Raw genomic sequence first — 19,876 nt, forward strand, 5'->3', positions numbered from 1 at the left:
TCTTGTCCATGGCACTGTGTTTGCCTGGGGGCGTTCGCCCGATCGATCGGGCGAGGAGGATGTAGACCATGCGCAAGCTATGGGTGGCTCCGGTGATGGCGGCGGCGGCGCTGATGACTGCGCCACGACCCGCTGAGGCGTGCGGCGGATTCTTTTGCGGACGACAGCCGGTGGACCAGACCGCGGAGCGGATCTTGTTCGCGACGAACCAGGACGGCTCGGTCACGATGGTGACGCAGATCCAGTATGCGGGCGCGGCGCCGGACTTCGCCTGGGTGGTTCCGCTCGCCGAGGTGCCGGCGGTGGAGAGCCTCGCTGTGTTCCCGCAGCTTGCGCTCACCGCCCTCGATTCAGCGACGGGCCCGCAGTTCCAGTGGCCCGACGACCCGAACTGCTACCCCGCCTTCCCCGAGTCCGCGGGGGGCGGGCCCACCGCGGGCGGCACCGACGACGGCGACGTCACGGTGCACATCCGGGAAGAGGTCGGGCCGTACGACGTGGCCGTGGTCGAGTCGACCGATCCCACGGCGCTCGTCGGCTGGCTTCGCGACAACAACTTCCGCGTCAACGACGCGATGGTGCCGTACATCCGCATCTATACGAGCGAGGGGATGAAGTTCCTCGCGCTGCGGCTCCAGCCGGACGCTGAGGTCACCGACATCCAGCCGTTCCGCTTCACGCTTCCGTCGGGGTCGCCGTCGATCCCGATCCGGCTGACGGCGATCGCGGCCGAGCCGGAGATGGGCATCACCGTGATGATCCTCGGCGACCGGCGTTATGGGCCGGCCAACTGGCCGGACGTCGAGATCGACGACAACCAGATCGTCTGGAGCGCGAACCAGTGGCCGGTGCAGACGAACTGGACGGCGCTCGTCGCGCGCGGCGTCGACGAGGCCGGCGGCCGAGGCTTCGTCACGGAGATGAGCGGACCGACGACCGACATCGCCGAGCAGGTCCGCAACACGATGACCTCGGACGAGGATCAGCTGGCCGCGCGCGACGCGCTGCTGCCGCTGCTGGAGGGCAACGCGACCATCACCCGGCTCTATACGCGCCTGTCGCCCGAGGAGATGACCGTCGATCCGATCTTCCGGCGCACCGACGGTCCCGTGGTGTCGAACACCCGCCTGCTCCCGCGCTACGTCGATGACCGCGACCTGTGCGTCGCGCCGGGCGCCGAGGCCGCCGGCGCCGCGTCGCCGTGCGACTTCGCGGCGTGCGGCGCAGGCGGCCTGTGCCGCGTCGTCGAGGGCGCAGACGGCACCCAGCCCGTCGCCGCCTGCGCGTGTGTGCCCGGGACGACCGCCCGCACCACGTTCGATCCGTCGGGTCGGCCGACGGTGACCTGCCAGGACCTCCGCATGTCGTTCCTCAACCCGGGTGACCGCGCACTTCCTGACGCGCCGCCGCTCGCGGATCCTTGTGCGACGTTCGATTGCGGCGCGAACGGCGAGTGCGTGCCGATGAACATGACGCCGACCTGCCGCTGCTCGACCGGTTATGTGGCGGTAGGCACGATCGGCGCCGACGGCAGCCGCACGTCGACCTGCGTGCTTCCCGACGAGCCCGTCCCCGCGTCCTTCTACGACCGGCGCGTCCCGCAGCTGCCCGATTCGCTGCCGGGTGGCCGACCGGTCGATGTGCCGCCGCCCGCCGTCGCGGCCGCCTCCGGAGGCTGCAACGCCGGCGGCGATGCGGGCAGCGCCGTCGGTCTCAGCGGCGCGCTGCTCGGGCTGCTGGTGGCCGCGCGCCGCCGCCGGCGCTCGTAGGAGTCCACGCCGTGGCCAGCTCGACCTCCGCCGCGGGTTTTGCCGTGCTCCTCGCGTTCGCTCCCGGCTGCGCCGGCGGGGACGAGCCGCCGGCGCAGGGCATCGGCGAGCTCGGCACCGGCGAGTGGCAGTTCGAGCCGCTGGCCGACGGCCAGGAGGTCGAGCTCGCCCACGGCGCTCAGGGCGGCTGGCACGTGTGGACGAGCGTCAGGACGCTCGGCCTGGAGCCCGAAGGCGCCCAGCTCGAGGTCACGACGACCGTGATCGGCGATCCGTCCTCGGCAACGACCAGCCGGGGGAGGATCGCGCTCGAGGAACTCGAGGACGGCCGGTGCGAGTTCATCGGATGGCCGGCCGTGCTCCGCGAGCCAGCTTGTGCCATCGGCCAACCGCTCCGGATCAGGGGGGTGGTGACCGACGCGCGAGGCACGGTTGCGACCGCCGAGCGGCTGGTACTCCCCCGATGGGACAGCGACGAGGCCTGTGCTGGGCGGCCATAGGGCCGGAAATCCACATCGCCAGTCGGGTCCAGCAGCTCTGGGTCAGAGCGAGTGAACGATCCAGACGGCTGGCTCTTCATAACGTCCGCGCCGACCCTGGACGTACACGGGGGCAAGGCCGCCGGGGATCTCGAAAGACCGTTCGGAAGGCAGGATAGGCCTGCCGAGCCAGACCTCCCAGAAATCGAGCTCCAGGTCGACCACGAGGGCGCAACGGGGAGTCCCGGCGATCCGGCCCCCAACGCGGACATGTGTTCGGACCCACGGGTCGGTGGGCAAGCCGTCCTCGCGGGCGCGATCGAGGAACTCCTCGATGTCGATGCCTGGGCAGGATGCCTTGGACGGGGGGCGCACCGGGGCGAGCACGCCGGAGAGGCCCGAACGCCGCGCCAGCGCCTTGAAGCCGGCGAGAACGAGCGCGCTCACGCCCTGGCCGCGGAACAGCGGCGACACCGAGGCGGTGAAGGCGCCCAGGTGCGTTGGCGGCTCGCCGTCGCGGACCGCCTTCGCACGGAGGACCTGCCACCTCCAGCCGCTGTCGGGCGGCGCCGCCAGATCGTCGCTCCGCACGGCGATCGGCGCGGCGTTGCCGACGGCGGCCAGGCGCCCCGTCGCCCTCTCGACGAGGCCGAACGTGAACGCGGGGGTCTCCCGTAGGATCTCCAGATAGGCGTCCTCGACGTCGTTGGAGTAGATGAACGGCGTCGCGGCCCATGCCTGCGCGACGACGACATCCATCAGGGCGCCGAGATCCGGGCGCTCTGCGCGCGTGAACATGTCGAAGCGGTCGCTCACCGCTCCAGGCGGAGCATCGTGGGTCATGCGAAGTCGTTCAGCTCGGCGAACGCCGTAGTCACATCCAAGGATGGGCGCAACGCCCACGACGAGCGGAGCAAATCCGCCGTGGATTGTCAAGCGAGCGCCATAGTTTCAGTGACAAGCCGCGACGCAGAATCGTTTGTTCGCGCCAACGCGCGCCAACGCGCACCAACGCGCTCCAACGCGCGCCAACGCGCGCCAACGCGCGCCAACGCGCGCCAACGCGCTCCAACGCGTGATGTTGCCGTCGCCGAGGTGTCTTTGACGCGGAGAGCTCGTCTCGGGCCCGCTTCTGGCCTAGAAGGCTCTCGTGCCCTGTCCGCCGGGCCGTCCGGTCAGCCGCTCCGGGCCGCGAGGACGAGCTCCCCGCGCGACGTCGCCTGCGACCGGCCCCGTCGAGTGATATGAGAACGTCATGGGGTTCGATGAGCCTTTCATCCGGGAAGCACGGCCGGAGGACGCGCGGCTGCTCGCGGCCGCCGAGCGCGCGATCGCGAGCGTTCCGGGGAAGCTCGCCTCGAGGCCCGACGAAATCGTCGACGACGACCTTCGAAAGAAGATCGTCGACCTCGACGCTCGCAGCGGCGGGATCTATCTCGTCGCCGAACGCGCGGGCACGGTCGTCGGGCATGCGTTCTTGGAACCGCTCTCACTTGCCGCGACGTCGCACGTCGTCAGGCTGATGATCGCCGTTCACCAAGGCCATCAACGCCAAGGCGTCGGCAGAGCCCTCATGAACGCGCTCTTGCGCTGGGCGCGGTCAAACCCGCGCGTTGAAAAGGTCGAGCTTCAGGTGCGCTCGTCGAACGAGCCCGCGATCGCGCTTTATCGATCCCTCGGGTTCGTCGAAGAGGGACGTAAGACGAGGCGGCTGAAGATCGGTCCGAACGAGTACCTCGACGACGTCTACATGGCTCTGTGGGTTGGTCCGTGAAGCGCGAGCCTTGCGCGCTCTCTGGGACGACACTCTTGCGTTCTGGCTTGCAGGGGATGTACCGGCCACTGCAAATCGCTAAGAAGGGGCGGCCGCCGCGGGAACCCGCGGCCGGTCATCGCGCGGCATCAGCACGCGCGGTGCTGGGTACCCTCGCCGGGCGTGATGAAGATCATCACGCTCGGCGCGCGCACGATCTGCCCGTGCCAGACGCCGCGAGGGACGATGCACGTGCCCTGATCGCGCAGCTCGATCACGCGCTCGCCGCCCTCGTCTTCCAGCACGACGTCGACCGAGCCGGAGAGCAGGATCAGGACCTCGTCGCCACGGGGGTGGACCTCGCGGTGATCGGGGCTCTCATCCATGTGAAAGAGGCCCACCATGCGGCCGGCGTGCAGCTCCTTGCGCTCGCCAATTTTCGCCCAGAACTCGGCGTCCACAGGGACCAGCTTCGCGGCGCCGCCGTCGAGGAGCTGCACGTAGGTGTCGGAGAGAAGAAAAGCGTGGGGGTCGTGTCGGGTCATGCGCTCACCATGGGCCCTCGCGCGCGCCGGCGATTGTAGATTTTTTCCCAGCATCCCGCTTCGCGGCCGCCCTGGTCCGCGCGTGAGCAATCCCTGGCGGGACGATTCCGCGGAGGCGGACCGAGACGTCGCGTCGGGCCGCGGTGGTCGCCTCGCTCGCCAGCACCTTGAGCCGCGCCGTCGCCCTCGGGGATGAGGTGGGGGCCCGGGTCGTTCACGAGGCGATCGGTCGCCTGCTCGGGCTGCCGGCGGGAGGTGGCGCCGCCGCTCACTTCACGCAGGTGCGCTTGTCCTGGTAATCACAGCTCGGCACGCCGGCATTCACCACCGTCTCGGTGAAGCCGGGGTAGCAGATCGGGTCGCACGTCGCGTAGGTCCCGCTCGGGTACGGCACCGCACCGCACGAGATCCGGTCATAGATCCCGGCGCAGTAGCTCGGCCCGCTCTGAGAGCCGCTCACGTACCAGCCGGGCGGACAGGCGACGGAGGCGCCGCAATGCGCGAAGGACGCCCGCGTGGCCCAGGGGATGAGCTCGCAGCGGTAGGCCTCGCCGTTCGCGCAGCCGAGCGCGCTGCCCTGGCTCAGCGACACGGAGTGCGTGGTTTCACCGCTGACGCACGCCGCGCACTGCCACCCGGTCAGCGCTTGCGCCCCCGCCGCGATCGGCTCGGCCAGCGCTGCGTCCTCCCCCTCGGCCATGCCGAAACAGCCGGCGGCTCCCGTCAGGGCCACGACCAGCCCGAGCCCAGACACCCCCATTGACCATCGCGAGAAGCTCTCCATGCTCGTCCTCCAATGCGATCCGCCGCCACCAACGACGTGATCCATGGAGAGGACACCGCAAGAGCGCAAGAGACGCAAGGGAAAGCGATATCCACCTGCTGGAGGCGAGCTGGGGAGCTCGCGAGATGTCGCTGCGCGTGGTCCCTCGGCGACACCTTCCCCGACACGGGGGGACCCCGGTGGCGTCGCTGCCATCTTGCTCGACGTGCCCATGAGCAGCGCCAAGAAGATGGGGGCCCCCGGGCGTCCTCCTGAGCGCGTTCTTTGAGGGGCGACAAACGAAGCCCCCTCAGAAAACTTGTCGAGGTCCTCCGAGGGGGCTCGCCTCCGAGTTGCCAGAAACGGAGGAGCCCATGTTCGATCAATTCACGCTCAAGGGCGAGTTCTTCGCGACGTTGGAGGCCCTGGACCGGGCGATCGCGCGGCGGGTTGCGGCGAGCCGGTGCCCGGCGTGCGGGGGGCCGCTGCACGCGGGCAACTACACCCGCAAGCCGCGGGGCGCGCTCATCGCGCCGGAGGGCGAAGCGTTCGTCGTCCGCTTCAGCTTCTGCTGCGGCCGCGAGGGGTGCCGGCGGCGCGCGACGCCCCCGTCGCTTCGATTCCTCGGCCCACGCGTGTACCTCGGCGTCGTCGTGATCGTGGCGAGCCTCGCCGCGCAGGCGCTCGGCACCGCCGGCGCGCAGCCGACCGGCGTTCCGCGGAGGACGACGCGCCGATGGCTCGCCTGGTGGCGCGGCCCCTTCCTCGCGAAGGAGGTCCTGCTCGCGATCCGCACCCGGCTCGTCGGCGTCGATATCGGCGGGATCCCAAGGTCGATCATCGAACGGCTTCCCGGCACGGCCGACGAGCAGATGGGCACGATGCTCCACCTGCTCGCGCCGCTCACGACGGGCTCGGTCCTCGATGGATCACGTTTTTTGAGGGACATCGCATGACCACGGCGCCACGCAGAAGATGTCATTCGGCGTGGATTCCGCGGTGAGATAGGGTTTCCCCGCCCGGTAGGTCCGTTCGCCGACCGCGCAGGAGACCTCATGAGCCACGAGCACCGGACGCGCGCGCGCCCGCCAAGGGCCCGTCTGCGCCTTTCGATCCGGAGGAGGAATCGATGAGCCACGACGACCAGGCGCCCATGCGCCTGCGCTGGGCGCGGATGCGCTTCTCCATCATCAGCCACCTGCTCGCCTCTCCGCCGGAGCCCGGCGAGCTCGCGAGTCGGATCGCCGAGCTCGCCGCGAAGTCCTGGCGACACCCGACCAAGGGCTCGGTGATCCGGCTCTCGCCCAAGACCATCGAGCGCATGTACTACGCGGCGCGCAGCGCGGATGACCCGATCAGCGTGCTCGCGCGCAAGGTCCCGAAGCACGCCGGCTCGCAGCCGAGAATCACGACAGCGGTCGCGTCCGCGATCGAGAGTCAGTATCGCGATCACCCGCGCTGGACCTGGCAGCTCCACCACGACAACCTCGTCGCGCTCGCAAAGACAACCCCCGCGCTCGACCCGGTGCCCAGCTACACCACAGTGCGCCGTTTCATGAAGGCCCACGGCATGTATCGCATCCAGAGGAGGCGCCAAGGCAGGGCGGTCGAATCGGAGATCGTGCCGCGCGAGACGCGCTCGTACGAGCTGGCCTATGTCAACGCGCTCTGGCACTACGACTTCCACGAGGGCAAGCGAAAGGTCATCACGGCCAGCGGGGAGCTGAAGACACCCTATCTCTTCGGCCTGCTCGACGACTGCTCGCGGGTGTGCTGCCACGCGCAGTGGTACCTCGACTGCGAGAACACCGAGAACCTCGTGCACGGCTTCAGCCAGGGGATCCAGAAGCGGGGGCTGCCGCGCGGCGCCTACAGCGATCGTGGAGGTGCCATGAAGGCCGCCGAGATGCGAGAGGGGCTCGAGCGGCTCGGCATCGCGCAATATCTCACGCTGCCGAACAGCCCTCATCAGAACGGCAAGCAAGAGCACTTCTGGACGCTCGTCGAAGGGCGGCTCATGCCGATGCTCGAGGGCGAACCGAACCTCACGCTCGACTTGCTCAACACCGCGACCCAGGCGTGGGTCGAGCAGGAGTATCACCGCACCGTCCACGGCGAGCTCAAGAAGACTCCGCTCGAACGCTACCTCGAAGGCCCCGACGTGAGCCGCCCGAGCCCCGACTCCGAGGCGCTGCGCCGGGCCTTCCGCATGGAGATCTCGCGCCACCAGCGCCGGAGCGACGGGACGGTCACGATCGAGGGCGTGCGCTTCGAGGTTCCCTCGGCCTACCGAGTGCTCGAACGTCCACGGATTCGTGTCGCGCGCTGGGATCTCTCCAGCGCAGAGCTCGTCGACCCGCGCTCGGGCGCGCACCTCGCCACGCTCTTTCCGCTCGACAAGGAGAGGAACGCGGACCGCGCGCGTCGCGCGCTCACCGAGATCACCGCGCCGCTGGCTCCGTCGAGGAAGCCCCCCGGTATCGCGCCGCTCCTGCGCCAGCTGATGGCCGAGTACGCGGCCACGGGCCTGCCGCCCGCCTACCTGCCCAAGAACACGGAGGAGGATTGACCATGATGAGTCGACTCCTGTCTCTCTACAGTTTGAAGTACATTCCCTTCCGCGCCGATGTACCCGCGGAGGCCCTCTACGTCTCGCCGCCCGTCGACACCTTCCTTCGTCGCGTCGAGCTCGGTTTGGCCCACGGCGGCTTCGCCATGCTCACCGGCGATCCCGGCACGGGCAAGAGCATCGCTTTGCGCCTGCTCGCTGCGCGGCTCGGCGCCCTGACCGACGTGGTGGTCGGCACCATCGAGCATCCCCAGAGCAGGGCCGGCGACTTCTACCGCGAGCTCGGTGATCTCTTCGGAGTCCCGCTCTCGTCCAGCAACCGCTGGGCAGGCTTCAAGGCGCTTCGCGCGCGCTGGGCCGAGCACTTCGCCACGACGCTTCGCCGGCCCGTGCTGATCCTCGATGAGGCGCAGGAGGCGAGCACGCCCGTGCTCAACGAGCTGCGCATCCTCTCCAGCAAGGACTTCGATTCGAGGCAACTGCTCTGCGTGGTCTTCGCCGGCGACTCCCGTCTCCCCGAGCGTCTCCGCACCGCCGAGCTCTTGCCGCTCGGCTCGCGCATCCGTCGCCGGCTCGTCCTCGACTACGCCTCTCGCGACGAGCTGCTCGCTTGCCTCGACCACGTGCTCGCCGCTGCGGGCAACCCCTCCTTGATGACCGCGGAGCTCAAGGCCACGCTCGCCGACCACTCCGCCGGAAACTACCGCGTGCTCATGAACCTCGCCGACGAACTGCTCGCTGCCGCCGCCGAGCGCGAGCTGCCGCGGCTCGACGAGAAGCTCTTTCTCGAGGTCTTCGGCGCGGCCCCGAAGCCCAAGTCCGCGAACCGCAAACGGTGAACCCGGAGGCCCCCATGCCACGCACCACCAACGTCACGCTGCCGATCCCCGAGCCCCTCGCGCTGCTCGACGCGACGCTGCTTTTCCTCATCCAGGTCCTGCTCGCGCAGCACCCCGATCTGCTCGCGCCCCCCGAGGCGCCCGCGCCCCGCAATCCGGGCCTGCGCGCCGCCAGCCGCATCTTCGAGGCCGTCCGCGAGCTCCACGCCGCGCTCGACAGCTACCGCGCCTTCCTCCCTGCCGATCACTCGCGGGCGCTCGGCGACGAGCAGCCCGGCGACGACATCCCGTTTTGAGGCGACCCCGCCCGCGCACGGCTCATCACGCCGTGCGTCCCTCGATCTTCGCGCTCAAAGGCCCTCAAACTTCGTGCTCGTGTCCGTCCTGGCGTCGCGGCCCGGCCATGCCCAACGCCGCGACCGCCATGACGCCGCGCGTCCCTCAATCTTCGTGCTCGGCACCCCCTCAAACTTCGCGAGCACGCTCACCCACGCACCACGATGTCGAGCCGCGTCCCCGAACAAACCGTCCCCACGAGCGCTACCTTCCCACCCATCCCCCGCTCGAACGGCGCATCGTCGAACCCAATCACATTTGAAATTCGTCGGCTGCGCATGACTCGGCGTTGGAGCGCTTACTTTAAACAAATGGCGTCACGGTCAACAGCCTGTGAAGGAGAGCCTGCTCAAAACCATCTCGATGTGTTGGAAATTTTCCGTTGACGACCAACAGCTGACATCACGTACAAACAGTACGATCCACCGGTACTTCTACAAGAAAAGCAACAGATCCAACGGGTTCACTCGGTTGTGTAATATTCTATATACATACCGTGTTGGCCAGTCACCGGTCCAGTCTGGCGCCTCGCAGGGTGCGCTTCAGCGATCGGCGAGCGGCAAGGTAAACGAGAAGGTGCTCCCGTCGCCGACCCGGCTCTCCACCCAGATTCGCCCACCGTGCGCCTGGACGATCCCCCGCGCAATCGCCAGACCGAGGCCAGTGCCGCGCTGTCTGTTGTTCGGGCGCGTCCAGTACGGGTCGAAGATGCGTGCGAGGTGTTCGGCTTCGATTCCGACGCCGGAATCCCGGACGTGGATCCCCACCTCGCCGTCGAGCGCCTCGGCACGCACGCCGATCGCCCCGCCGTCGGGCGTGAACTTGTGGGCATTCCCGAGCAGGTTGGAGAGGACCTGGACGACCCGGTCGCGATCGGCGAGCACCCGCGGCAGATCCGCCGGAACCTCCACGTGCACCGACAACGAGCGGCCGGTCGCGTCGAAGCGCACCGTTTCCGTCGCATCCCCCACGAGATCGGAGACCTCGTGGGGGGCGGGCAGGATCGACAATCGGCGAGCGTCGATGCTCGCCACGTCGAGCAGGTCGGCGATGAGGCGGTTGCTGTGGCGCGCTGCGCGCTCGATTGTCCGTACGCCGTCCCGCCACTTCTCCTCGTCGACGCGGGACGCCAGCTCCCGCTTCAGCAGGGCCGCCCGGAGCATGATCGCGCTGAGGGGGTTGCGAAGATCGTGGGCCACGATGCCGAGCATCTGCTCGCGCTGTCGGACCGCATCCTGTGCCTCGGCGCGGGCGCGCATCTCCGACTCGAAGAGGGAATTGCGCTCGACCGCCTGAGCGCACTGATCCGCCATCGTGGCGACCAGCTGGCGCATCGCCGGATCGAGGCGGCACGGACCCTCGATGACGAATACCAGGCCGCCGAGATCCCGACCGTGGATCCGGAGCGGCAGCGCCACGAGGCGTGGCGAGGCCATCGCGGACATGGTGGGGCTCGGGGCGAAGCGCGTGGCGGCCCCCTCGACCTCGTCGGGGTCCGGCAGGATGACCAGCTCACCGCGGTACAGGGCCAGGACGATCGGCTGCTCCGGATCGGACGGGATCGCCGGGAAGGGCGACGTCCCGTCGTCGCCGGTCGAGGCCACGAGGCGCAGCCCTCGCGGGTCGTCCGTTCGCAGGTAGGCCCGCGCGCCTTGGGCCCGCAGGATCGCGCCGATCGCGCGGATCGCGACGCAGGCGGACTCTTCGGCGGTGCTCGTGCGGGCGAGCGCGGCCGTGACGGCCTGCAGGCGGGCGAGCTGCTCGCGCGCCTCCTCGGCCTGGATCCGGCCCGCCTCCTCGGCCTCGCGGCGGCGACTTTCCCATGACGCCTGCAGCTCGCGTTCGATGGTGTAGGCGATGTGCGCCACCAGCGCGAGCCGCTCGGGGCTGCCGGCCGCGACGGACGTGCTGACGTCGATCGCGCCGATGATCGTACCGTCGGGCGCGTGGATCGGCGCGCCGGTGCACGTGCAGTCGTCGAATGCGCTCGCGAAGTGCTCCGGCCCGACGATCGCGACCGGGCGATTGGCGGCAATGGCGGTGCCGGCGCCGTTGGTCCCCATCGCCCGCTCCGACCAGTCGAATCCGGGCAGGAGGCCGAATGTCTCCATCATCGAACGAGACGTGCCGACCGAGTAAAGGACGATGCCGTCCCCGTCGACGACGTAGACGGCCGGCTCCGACGCCCGTAGGAGCGCGGCGGCCCAGTGCAGGTGAGGGATGGCGGCCCCGACCAGGTCGGCGCTCCGTTCCCGCCTCCTCGCGAGCTCCTCGTCGTTGATCCGCCGGAAGGGCGGACGAACGGGGTCGACCGCCGCCGCCCAGCTGCGCTCCCATGAGTCGAGTACGAGACGGCGCAGCGGGTCGGCGAGATCCAGCTCACGGACGAAGTCGTTCCACTTGCGGAACCGTTCTTTCGCGACCGTGGCGCCCGGCGCTCCAGCATCCCCCATGGACACCAACCTCGTAACACGAGAGCTGCGCCAAGGCACGAGCCTGCTGACGTGGCAACTCGCCGTTCACGTCACCATGCCGCGGAGCGTGCTCGGCGTCGTGCGGCTGCTTGGCCGCATGGTTGCGTTCTCTCGCATGGCTACCGGGGCGCAGCCCTCTACGTCAGGGAAGATGTTCAGCTCGGCAGTTCGGCCTGTGGAGCTCAGGAAATCGTGATCAGGGCGAGATCGGAGAATCGTCTGAGACCGGCGTATTCGAAGCTTCTTGAGAGACGATGGTTCAGCGGTCAGCGGGTGGGCGGGCCCGACGTGACCGCCCGGCCGCCGTCATCCACCGGACGCTTGCTCCCGGTAACTCGGTGCGCTCCAGCGGGCGGGAGGAGGAGCGGTTCGCGCGGGGCCGGTGACGACGCTCGCGATCCGCCGCCGCAGTCGAGGGGGATCGTCAATCTCCACATGTCGTTGAGCAGCACTGGCGCGAACTCCGCGGTCGCTCCCCCGAAGAGGTAGAGCTCGTAGGCCGTGGCGGTTCTCCGAGTGAAGTAGAACTGGCCGAACCTCGGCGCCGGCGCCGGCCCCGTCATCGCGGTGTCCACGCGGGTCCAGGTCCCGGTGTGGAGATCGAAGTACCAGACATCGGACAGGGGGGTACCGTCGAACTGGCTGCCCCCGAACAGCCAGATGCGGTCGTTGTGCTCATCGGCGATCAGCTTCGCGTTGTCGCGGTGGCCCGGTCCGGCGGCCTCGTCGAAGACGAGCTGATCCCAGGTCTCCGTGTCGACGTCGAACCTCCAGAGGTCGCCGAGGTAATTCTCCGGCGTGAACAGGCCGGTCCCGTTCACGGCGTCGTTCGTGTATCCCCCATAGACGAGCAGGGCGTTCCAGCCCTCGGCGTAGACGAGCGGATGGTGGGCTCGAGCGCGCGGGGCGGGCGAGCCGGTCGCGACCTGCTTCCAACCGTTCTTGTAGCGGACCAGGTTGTGCTGGAGGCCGTCAGGACGGTTGATGAAGGCCGGCAGCGTCGACGACGAGCCCGAGAAGGCGTACGCGACGGTCCTGTGTTTCCCCTTCTTTCGCACGGCGACCAGGTCGACGAGCGCCTGGTGCGACCACTCAGCGGACACCTGAGCTCGCTCGGATCTTGGCGAGCGGTGAGAGAAGGAGCGGCGAAAGGGCTCCTGCATGTTGGCACGGATGCCGCCGGGTCGCGGGGCCATGTTGGCTTCAAGCGGCTGAGGAGGGCAGCGCGGCCGGTCCTGGCCCATGTCGGCACACGCCTGTCCGTCGCCGCCAGGGATGAATCCTTGCAAAATCAGCAACTTAGAGTCTATGTGGCACATGGCATGAAAAATGCCAACGGGCGTCCCCATGAAGAGTCGTCTTGTTGTTTGGCTCAGCTTCTTGGGAATTGCGCTTCTTGGCTGCGGCGGCGGTGAAGGCGGTGGCGGCGGGGAGGGGGGCCAAGGCGGCGATGGCGGGGCCTCGTCCCAGTGCGACGAATTGCGTGACGAGGCGTCGCCGGGGAACGTGGTCTTCAAACTCACGAACAAGCGCGCATCGCCGATCTATTACGACGACAACGGCGAATGCTCGAGGGCGTTCAGGGTCAGCGAGGGCGATGCGATGCCGCAATCGCCCGGTCTGTCCGGGTGGCCCACCTGCGGGTGGTACATGGACAACGACGACCAGGGCCCGCTCGATTGCTTATCGAGCGAGCTGAAGACCCTCGGGCCGAACGAGAGCGTCGAGCTCACCTGGGATGGCCGGGTCCTCGAGCACCATGATCTGCCCGCCGAATGTCAAGCCGGCCTCGACTCCCCCCCAGCCTGCGACAAGCTCGTCGCGCTCGATGCTGGCACCCTGACCGCGCATGTAACTTTCTGGGGTGACCAGGATTGCACCCACGGCATGTGTGTGGGGATCGATCATGCGATCAAGCAGCAGACGTTCTCGTTCCCCGCCGCGGGGCCGGTCGAGCTCGCCGTGGAGTGAGCGTCGGCGTTTTGACGCGATCGGTTTCTTGCAAGCACGGCAGCGCCGAGGGAGGCGGCTGAGCGGATCTCCGCCCGAGAGAAGTTACCGTCGCTTGACAGGCCCTTCACCGCGGACGACGCAGCGGCGGAGGGGGCCCCGTTGGGCCACACCGGCCCCGCCCTCGGCGGTGAAACAGGCGGAGGCTATGAAAATCGCTATCGTTTCCGGCGACCGCTCGCCCTCGACCGGTGTCTCTGGCGGGACTCTTCCGCGGGGGTGAACCGTCGCGATCCGCCGATGCGCCCCGTAGCGCGCTCGGCGCCGCCCGGACCACGCTCTTTCGACCCAGGACCGAGCCATCACGACGCTCGCGGTCCCACCCTTTCGCTCTGCCGCGCTACACTTCCTCGCGCTGCGATCCGGCTTGATTTGCCTACGCGCTGCCGCGCTACACTTCCTCGCGCTGCGCTCCGGCTTGATTTGCCCACGCGCTGGCACTGCAGCCGCAGGCACCCGGTTTGACGTTGCGCTGATGGTAGACAAGCTCACATCAACCCTGGCGACGCAGGAGACCCAAGTCTCCTCGAAGGTGAGCCGACTTGTCCCCTGGGCCGCTACCGAAAACGTCCCACCTAGAGTAGGGGGGACTCAGGAATCCCTGCAGCTGCACATCTTGCCAGAACGTCAGATTCGGTCTGTGCTTTGCGACACCACGGACTCGAGAGTCTTGCGAGATGACAAAGCCGGGAGCCTCGCGGTGCGCATTGCACTACAGGAACATTGACCGATGCCTCGTTCCGAAGGAGACTCGCCGCATGGGACTGCTGACCTTCGCCATCAACGTCACCCTGGACGGCTGCGTCGACCACCAGGAGGGGATCGCCGACGACGAGACGCACGCCTTCTTCAACCGCCTCATGGACGAGAGCGGCGCGATGCTGTGGGGCCGCGTCACCTACGAGATGATGGAGAGCTACTGGCCGGCGGTCGCCCGCGGCGACGAGGAGGCGCCTCCGGCGCTGCGCGAGTGGGCGGCCAAGCTGGAGACCAAGCCGAAGTACGTGGTGTCGTCCACGCGCAAGGACTTCCCGTGGACCAACAGCCACCACATCGCCGGCGATCTGCGCATGGGCGTGCAGAAGCTCAAGGACGCGACCCCGGCCGGCGTGCTCCTCGGCAGCGGCAAGCTCGCGACCGAGCTGGATCGGCTGGATCTCATCGACGAGTACAAGTTCCTCGTCCACCCCAAGCTCGCCGGCCACGGCCCGACCCTGTACCAGAGCGGGCTGTCCGCCACGCGGCGGCTCGAGCTGGTCTCGGCCAAGCCGCTCCGCTGCGGCGCGGTGGCGATGCACTACCGGCGCGCGCGCTGACCGAGCGGCTCGGTGCACACGAAGATGCGAACGCCAGCCGCGATCATGAGGCCTCCAGAACGTCGAGCAGGCGCCGCAGGCCGTCGGCATCGAATGACGCTGGCACTCGGAGACAGCGGCCCCGGCCGAGCTCCAGCTCGAACCGCGCGTCCGCTGGCGCGGACTGGATCTCGATCAAGCCGGCGCGATCGCCAGCCACCGGCACCGCGGCAGCCAGCTGGGCCTGCTTCGACGCGCGCGCCCGCTTCGGCGACTGTCCGCGCTCGAGCGCAGGCGCAGAGGCCTTGTCGTCGCGCGCCAGCAGCCACTTCCAGTGCATCAGCGTGCGCGGGTTGATGCCGAGCTCGCCGGCGAATTCGGCCGCCGTCAGCCCGCTGTCACGCCACCGCTCGACACGTTTCCGCCACTCCCCCCGAGGGACCCGAGAACGCTCTTCTGCCATGCCCGGCGCTCTGCGCCCCTGGCTCAGCGCTCGTCACGACGCGGTACCACGAACGGATACCACCAATCGCCACATCCTACGGCGCCAGCATCGCATGCATCGTTCAATCGCAGATCCGCTGTTCTCATCCAAGCGGCCCAACCAGCGGATGCTGCCGGCCGCATTTCACGCGGCGGCAGATCCGCACGTCGTTGGGCCGGAAGAGTGCGGGGACGCAGGCACGATCCCGAAACAGGCGGTAGCGCATCGAAGGGCCCGGCGACAGGGCGGCGAGCGAAGGAGGATCCCTCGGCGCTGCGCCGCCAGGCCAGGCGCCGACCCCGATCGGTGATGCCGAGGTTTCCCGGTCGGAACGAGGTCATGTAGTGGGCCAGTCCCTCGAACTCGAGGAGACCCGCTGGGTGCGTCCCCCCGTGGCCGAATGTCAGGACCTGACCGTCCGCGACGAGCTCGACGATCAGACCGAAAGTGCGGCTCGTCGGCCCTCCCGAAGGCTTGAAGAAGGGGAAGGCCACGGCGTAGCGGATGAAGAGGTCCACCGGGCCCGCGGGCGGCGCCGCGACGGTCAGCGTGAAGGGGCCCGCGCCGTGGAGCGTCGCGCTGGCGATGTCGGGCTTGCCGGCGCCCAGCCGCGAGTGAGCGAGATAGAGCCCCACGGCGAGCAGGGCGACCGCGGCGATCACTGCGGCCAGGATGAAAGCGAGCGGCGAACCGTCGGCGAAACTCATCGAACGCCTTGCTAACCTTCGTCGGGCGTCGGGTCAACAAGCCGGTATCAACCTGTCGGGTGATCCGCCCCTCCCTACATCGACAGTGTTGCGCGGACGTTCCAGCTGCGGGGAGGCGCCAAGAACTGCTGTGGTTCGCAGCCAACCGCGAAACCCTGGTTTTCGAGCGCCGCTTCGTCCAGGGCAGGGGGAAGCTCGCGCGTCTCAACACCCGCGCGGTGGTAGCCTTCACCCGCGCGATATCGCCGCTCGCGGACGAGCCGCGGAGGACTGCCCGCCGGGCAAGGCCTCGCCGGCTCGCCGAGCAGAGCTCGTCCTAACGGCCTAGCGGAGCGCCGCGCGCCTCGAAGCCTTGGGCAGCGCCGCTGCAAGCTCGCGCGATGCGTCCTTTCCGATCCATCGCGCTGAAGGCTGCGGTGATTGGGCGAGACGAGCGGCGACGGCGACGGCGGCGCCTTTGAGCGAAGCATTGCGCTTTCCGATCGCTCGAAGAGCCATGCTCACGGCCTTCTTGACGAAGTTCCTGTCATCGTCAGCTGCACGCTCGATGAGCCCGAGCGCGTCGACGAACTGCTGGTCCTTCGCGCGCTTGTCGTGGAGAGCAAGACTCCAAAGCAGCGCGAACGCCGCTCGCTTCTCGAACTCCCCCTTCTTACGGCTCCACTGCTCGACCTTCGCCCACGCGTGCGGCGTGCGATCGAAGAGGTTGAAGCTCAGGGTGTCGCAGTAGGCCCAGTTGTCGAACTCCTTACACCACCGATCCATCTGCGCGGCGGTGAGCGCGGAGGGGTCCGCTACGAACGACGTCAACATCCGCGCCTCGTACCAGCCGGTCTCCCAGAGCGCCAAAGCAAGCTCGTGGTTGTGCCCGAGCTTCTTGCCTAGCGCCTTCATGTCCTTCATCGCGACGCCAAACGCCTTGTCCGACGGGATGGCGTAGCGCGACATGCCGTCCAGCGTGGCTTTCGTGCTGTGAGCCTTCAGCCACTCGAGGACCCACTGCACTTGCTCCTGGAGCGACAGTTCCGGCGCCTTTGCTTTCTTCATCTCCGCTCCTCGTCCTTTACAGTACCTCGCCCGCAAACGCGAGCCGTTCGTTGCGCGGGGAACGACGAAGGACCAGCACCTGCCATCCTCTTCGACGACGTTGTTCTGATTCGAAGAAGCAGGGCGACGCGACGCCTCTCGACCATGGGAGCGGAGGCGGAGGACGGACGGGGCGCGCTGGCTGGAGCGGCACGGGGGCGCGCTGCGCTACGAGCGCGCGCCGGGGGGGGGGCGCGCTGGAAGACCAGGGTCGCCTCGTGAGCGGTCGCCAGTTCGGCAAGCATGTAACAGCTCGGGTTCGGCCTGACGCCGGACAATCCGCTGCTCGTCGGGTCGGACCAGGTCGACGCCATGCGAGCGTCGCTGGGCCGGATCGAGGTCGAGCCGACCTACATCGCCTTTGCAGTCTCGGAAGCGTTGACGTGGGATTTCCACGCGCGCGGCGACCGGATCTCGCTGACGTCGCTGCGAGACGGCCAGACGCTCGCGTCGGAGATCGTCGAGGTCAATGCCCGGCGCGAGGCCCTCGATCAAACGTTGACGACCGACATCTGGGAGGTCAATCCTCGCGGGGAGCACGTGGGCGGCTACACGACCTTCACCGTGACGGGCGGCTCGTTTCCCTATCGCGGTCGCATCGAGCTCGTCCCGAGGGACATGACGCGAGGAGAAGGCCGACTTTTCAATCCGGCAGGGCCTCTCGCCGAGCCGGGGAGCCTCAAACACGCTCTCGGCGGCTCGGGACCAGCGCGATGTTGGCGGACGCCAACGATCTGCCCCAGTTGTTCGGCTTCAGCGCTTGCGTCGAGCCCCGGACCTGGCTACGTCATCGTCTCCGTGACTCCCGCCCCCTCGCCCTACGGTGTCCTAGGCCCCCTCGACGTTCCCCTCGGCCTCGGCCTGCTCCGGCTGGCCACTGAGGGGCGCCCCTCGGAAGAGGACGCGACCGCCGTCATCCACGTTGCCCTCGATCAAGGCATACGCCTCCTCGACACCGCCGATTCTTACTGCCTCACCGACCGCGAGGCCCACTATGGAGAGCGCCTCGTCCGCAAGGCGCTCGACGCGTGGTCCGGCCCGCGCGACGACGTGCGCGTCATCACCAAGGCGGGCCTCACCCGACCCAAAGGGCGATGGGTCCCGAACGGCAGCCGCGACCACCTGCGCCGCACGGTCGAGGGCAGCCTGAAGGCGCTCGGCGTCTCGCGGATTTTCATGCTCCTCCTCCACGTGACCGACCCCAAGACCCCCCTCGAAGACAGCCTCGCCGCTCTCGCCGAGCTCCAGAACGAGGGCCTCATCGAGCACCTCGGCCTCAGCAACACATCCATCGCAGAGGTCCACCAGGCGCTGCGGCACTTTCCGGTGCGGGCCATCCAGGAGGAGCTGAGCGTTCTCGATCGCGGCAGCGCAGCCCGAGGCCTCTTCGAGCTCGCCAAGCAAATGGGCATCCCGTTCCTCGCCCACCGGCCGCTCGGCGGTCACGCCAAGGTCGATAGCCTCCTCAAGAACCGCGCGATCAAGCCCATCGCCGCGCGGCACAGCATCACGTCCCAGGAGGCGGCCCTCGCGGCCCTGCTCGATCTCGGCCCCCCGGTCCTCCCCCTGTTCGGGGCGACCAAGCGGGAGAGCGTCGAGTCCTGCTTGCGCGCGCTCCGGGTCCCCTTTGGCGCGCGCGATCGAGCCGACCTCTCGAAGACCAGCTTTGCGCCCACGGCCGATGTGCTGGCCTCGGTCGCGCCCCCCGTGATCCCCGCCGGCCTTCGCGAGCTCGAGCCCGGAGAAGGCCCCGGCGATGCGCCCGAGGTGGTCGTGGTCATGGGAATTCAAGGGGCAGGCAAGTCGTCGGAGGTCGCCCGCTACACGGCCAAAGGGTACGCGCGCCTGAACCGCGATGAGCTCGGAGGCACGCTCGACGGCGTGGTCAAGAAGCTCGGAGAGCTGCTCTCCTCGGGGCAAACGCGGGTGGTCCTCGACAATACGTACGGCACGCGCGCGTCGCGCTATGCGGTGCTCCGGGTGGCGCACGCGCACCGCGTGCCGGTCCGGTGCCGGTACCTGGCCACACCCATCAACGAGGCCTACGCGAACGTCGTCCTCCGCGTCCTCGAGCGCTACGGCAAGCTGCTCGGGCCGGAGGACATGAAAGCGCTCGGCAAAGAGGATCCCAACCTGCCGCCGCCGCAGGCGCTCTCGCGGTGGGCTGCGAATTTTGAGGCGCCGCACGTGGATGAGGGCTTCTCGGTGGTCGAGGAGATCCCGTTTGCCCGGCGCGTTGATCCGCTCTTCACGGGCAAGGGCCTGCTCCTCGACGTAGACGGTACGCTGCGAACGACAAAGAGCGGCGAAATCTACCCGCGCGACCCCGACGACGTCGAGCTCCTGCCCGGTCGGCGCGCGGCCCTGGAGCGCTGGGTCAACGACGGATACACGCTCTTCTTCGTGTCAAACCAGAGCGGCATCTCGAAAGGATCGGTGACCGAAGAGGCTGTCCTGGCCGCGTTCTCGCGGACGATCGAGCTCCTCGGCCTGCCCGTGGCCGAGGTCGTGTACTGCCCGCACCCTGCGTTTCCGGTCGGCTGCTTCTGTCGCAAGCCCCTGCCGGGGCTCGGGATATCGCTGATCCAGCGCCATAAGCTCGCGCGCGAGCACCTGGTCATGGTTGGCGATATGGAAAGCGACCGGGAGTTCGCGCAAGCGCTCGGGGCGAAGTACATGACGGCCGAGGAGCTCTTCCCAGGCGAGTGAGCGCCGGCGATGAAGAGCGTGGGCCCCCGCGTGGACGCGCCGGGCGCCGTCCTCGCCG

Annotated in this window: 18 protein-coding genes; 10 read left to right on the forward strand and 8 right to left on the reverse strand. The window is 68.6% G+C overall.

Going from position 1 to position 19,876, the window contains the following annotated elements; all coding sequences use genetic code 11:
- Nucleotides 1–68: 68 nt before the first annotated feature.
- Both WME73_RS17325 and WME73_RS17330 read left to right on the forward strand, forming a co-directional pair.
- Complete coding sequence (locus tag WME73_RS17325) at nt 69–1,769, forward strand: DUF2330 domain-containing protein (RefSeq protein ID WP_437916384.1); 1,701 nt, start codon at nt 69–71, stop codon at nt 1,767–1,769.
- 11 nt (nt 1,770–1,780) lie between these two features.
- The gene (locus WME73_RS17330; RefSeq protein WP_437746548.1) at nt 1,781–2,269 is read left to right on the forward strand and encodes a hypothetical protein; all 489 of its coding nucleotides are present in this window, start codon (nt 1,781–1,783) and stop codon (nt 2,267–2,269) included.
- Nucleotides 2,270–2,311: 42 nt separating this feature from the next.
- Here WME73_RS17330 and WME73_RS17335 read toward each other — a convergent pair whose 3' ends face one another.
- Nucleotides 2,312–3,091 (reverse strand): hypothetical protein, encoded by a 780-nt coding sequence (locus tag WME73_RS17335; RefSeq protein WP_437916385.1) that lies wholly within the window; start codon nt 3,089–3,091, stop codon nt 2,312–2,314.
- Nucleotides 3,092–3,503: 412 nt separating this feature from the next.
- On the opposite strand from WME73_RS17335, the gene WME73_RS17340 reads away from it, so the two are divergent.
- Nucleotides 3,504–4,022 carry an N-acetyltransferase family protein gene (locus WME73_RS17340; RefSeq protein ID WP_437916386.1) on the forward strand — a complete coding sequence of 173 codons (519 nt, stop codon included), beginning with the start codon at nt 3,504–3,506 and terminating at the stop codon, nt 4,020–4,022.
- Nucleotides 4,023–4,150: 128 nt separating this feature from the next.
- On the opposite strand, the gene WME73_RS17345 is transcribed toward WME73_RS17340, so the two are convergent.
- On the reverse strand, nt 4,151–4,546 hold the full coding sequence (locus WME73_RS17345; protein ID WP_437746551.1) for a cupin domain-containing protein: 396 nt from the start codon (nt 4,544–4,546) through the stop codon (nt 4,151–4,153).
- A 268-nt stretch (nt 4,547–4,814) separates the two neighbouring features.
- Entirely contained in the window at nt 4,815–5,330 is a 516-nt protein-coding gene (locus WME73_RS17350) for a hypothetical protein (protein WP_437916387.1), read from the reverse strand.
- Between the two features lie 353 nt (nt 5,331–5,683).
- Here WME73_RS17350 and WME73_RS17355 point away from each other — a divergent pair, with 353 nt between their 5' ends.
- The 4 genes from WME73_RS17355 to WME73_RS17370 all read left to right on the forward strand — a co-directional run bounded on the left by WME73_RS17355 (nt 5,684) and on the right by WME73_RS17370 (nt 9,013).
- Nucleotides 5,684–6,265 carry a hypothetical protein gene (locus WME73_RS17355; RefSeq protein WP_437743788.1) on the forward strand — a complete coding sequence of 194 codons (582 nt, stop codon included), beginning with the start codon at nt 5,684–5,686 and terminating at the stop codon, nt 6,263–6,265.
- A gap of 173 nt (nt 6,266–6,438) precedes the next feature.
- Nucleotides 6,439–7,878 carry an IS481 family transposase gene (locus WME73_RS17360; protein ID WP_437743787.1) on the forward strand — a complete coding sequence of 480 codons (1,440 nt, stop codon included), beginning with the start codon at nt 6,439–6,441 and terminating at the stop codon, nt 7,876–7,878.
- A gap of 2 nt (nt 7,879–7,880) precedes the next feature.
- On the forward strand, nt 7,881–8,717 hold the full coding sequence (locus WME73_RS17365; RefSeq protein WP_437743786.1) for an ExeA family protein: 837 nt from the start codon (nt 7,881–7,883) through the stop codon (nt 8,715–8,717).
- Between the two features lie 14 nt (nt 8,718–8,731).
- Entirely contained in the window at nt 8,732–9,013 is a 282-nt protein-coding gene (locus WME73_RS17370) for a hypothetical protein (RefSeq protein WP_437743785.1), read from the forward strand.
- A gap of 582 nt (nt 9,014–9,595) precedes the next feature.
- Here the strand turns inward: WME73_RS17370 and WME73_RS17375 are convergent.
- Nucleotides 9,596–11,506 carry an ATP-binding protein gene (locus WME73_RS17375; RefSeq protein ID WP_437916388.1) on the reverse strand — a complete coding sequence of 637 codons (1,911 nt, stop codon included), beginning with the start codon at nt 11,504–11,506 and terminating at the stop codon, nt 9,596–9,598.
- 287 nt (nt 11,507–11,793) lie between these two features.
- Nucleotides 11,794–12,630 (reverse strand): Kelch repeat-containing protein, encoded by an 837-nt coding sequence (locus WME73_RS17380; RefSeq protein WP_437916389.1) that lies wholly within the window; start codon nt 12,628–12,630, stop codon nt 11,794–11,796.
- 277 nt (nt 12,631–12,907) lie between these two features.
- Between WME73_RS17380 and WME73_RS17385 the strand changes: the two genes are divergently transcribed.
- Together WME73_RS17385 and WME73_RS17390 are read left to right on the forward strand one after the other, a co-directional pair.
- Nucleotides 12,908–13,498: a hypothetical protein gene (locus WME73_RS17385; RefSeq protein WP_437746554.1), complete on the forward strand. Its 591-nt coding sequence runs from the start codon at nt 12,908–12,910 to the stop codon at nt 13,496–13,498.
- A 797-nt stretch (nt 13,499–14,295) separates the two neighbouring features.
- Complete coding sequence (locus WME73_RS17390) at nt 14,296–14,853, forward strand: dihydrofolate reductase family protein (RefSeq protein ID WP_437916390.1); 558 nt, start codon at nt 14,296–14,298, stop codon at nt 14,851–14,853.
- Between the two features lie 43 nt (nt 14,854–14,896).
- On the opposite strand, the gene tnpA is transcribed toward WME73_RS17390, so the two are convergent.
- From tnpA to WME73_RS17405, 3 genes are all read right to left on the reverse strand, one after another.
- Nucleotides 14,897–15,295 carry an IS66 family insertion sequence element accessory protein TnpA gene (gene tnpA / locus WME73_RS17395; RefSeq protein WP_437916391.1) on the reverse strand — a complete coding sequence of 133 codons (399 nt, stop codon included), beginning with the start codon at nt 15,293–15,295 and terminating at the stop codon, nt 14,897–14,899.
- Between the two features lie 23 nt (nt 15,296–15,318).
- The gene (locus tag WME73_RS17400; RefSeq protein WP_437916392.1) at nt 15,319–16,023 is read right to left on the reverse strand and encodes a hypothetical protein; all 705 of its coding nucleotides are present in this window, start codon (nt 16,021–16,023) and stop codon (nt 15,319–15,321) included.
- A 324-nt stretch (nt 16,024–16,347) separates the two neighbouring features.
- Nucleotides 16,348–17,070, reverse strand: coding sequence for a DNA alkylation repair protein (locus WME73_RS17405; RefSeq protein WP_437746558.1), 723 nt, complete (start codon nt 17,068–17,070; stop codon nt 16,348–16,350).
- 351 nt (nt 17,071–17,421) lie between these two features.
- Here WME73_RS17405 and WME73_RS17410 point away from each other — a divergent pair, with 351 nt between their 5' ends.
- Nucleotides 17,422–19,818, forward strand: a complete 2,397-nt coding sequence (locus WME73_RS17410) for an aldo/keto reductase (RefSeq protein WP_437916393.1) — start codon at nt 17,422–17,424, stop codon at nt 19,816–19,818.
- Nucleotides 19,819–19,876 lie beyond the last annotated feature (58 nt).

It is taken from the genome of Sorangium sp. So ce302, assembly GCF_051530145.1.
Lineage (GTDB): Bacteria > Myxococcota_A > Polyangia > Polyangiales > Polyangiaceae > Sorangium > Sorangium cellulosum_B.

Coding starts and splice junctions, on each gene's coding strand:
- WME73_RS17400 (WP_437916392.1), bottom strand. CDS start 16,023: ATGAGTTTCGCCGACGGTTCGCCGCTCGCTTTCATCCTGGCCGCAGTG.
- WME73_RS17405 (WP_437746558.1), bottom strand. CDS start 17,070: ATGAAGAAAGCAAAGGCGCCGGAACTGTCGCTCCAGGAGCAAGTGCAG.
- WME73_RS17335 (WP_437916385.1), bottom strand. CDS start 3,091: ATGACCCACGATGCTCCGCCTGGAGCGGTGAGCGACCGCTTCGACATG.
- WME73_RS17325 (WP_437916384.1), top strand. CDS start 69: ATGCGCAAGCTATGGGTGGCTCCGGTGATGGCGGCGGCGGCGCTGATG.
- WME73_RS17350 (WP_437916387.1), bottom strand. CDS start 5,330: ATGGAGAGCTTCTCGCGATGGTCAATGGGGGTGTCTGGGCTCGGGCTG.
- WME73_RS17365 (WP_437743786.1), top strand. CDS start 7,881: ATGATGAGTCGACTCCTGTCTCTCTACAGTTTGAAGTACATTCCCTTC.
- WME73_RS17390 (WP_437916390.1), top strand. CDS start 14,296: ATGGGACTGCTGACCTTCGCCATCAACGTCACCCTGGACGGCTGCGTC.
- WME73_RS17355 (WP_437743788.1), top strand. CDS start 5,684: ATGTTCGATCAATTCACGCTCAAGGGCGAGTTCTTCGCGACGTTGGAG.
- WME73_RS17340 (WP_437916386.1), top strand. CDS start 3,504: ATGGGGTTCGATGAGCCTTTCATCCGGGAAGCACGGCCGGAGGACGCG.
- WME73_RS17410 (WP_437916393.1), top strand. CDS start 17,422: ATGCGAGCGTCGCTGGGCCGGATCGAGGTCGAGCCGACCTACATCGCC.
- WME73_RS17370 (WP_437743785.1), top strand. CDS start 8,732: ATGCCACGCACCACCAACGTCACGCTGCCGATCCCCGAGCCCCTCGCG.
- tnpA (WP_437916391.1), bottom strand. CDS start 15,295: ATGGCAGAAGAGCGTTCTCGGGTCCCTCGGGGGGAGTGGCGGAAACGT.
- WME73_RS17375 (WP_437916388.1), bottom strand. CDS start 11,506: ATGGGGGATGCTGGAGCGCCGGGCGCCACGGTCGCGAAAGAACGGTTC.
- WME73_RS17360 (WP_437743787.1), top strand. CDS start 6,439: ATGAGCCACGACGACCAGGCGCCCATGCGCCTGCGCTGGGCGCGGATG.
- WME73_RS17345 (WP_437746551.1), bottom strand. CDS start 4,546: ATGACCCGACACGACCCCCACGCTTTTCTTCTCTCCGACACCTACGTG.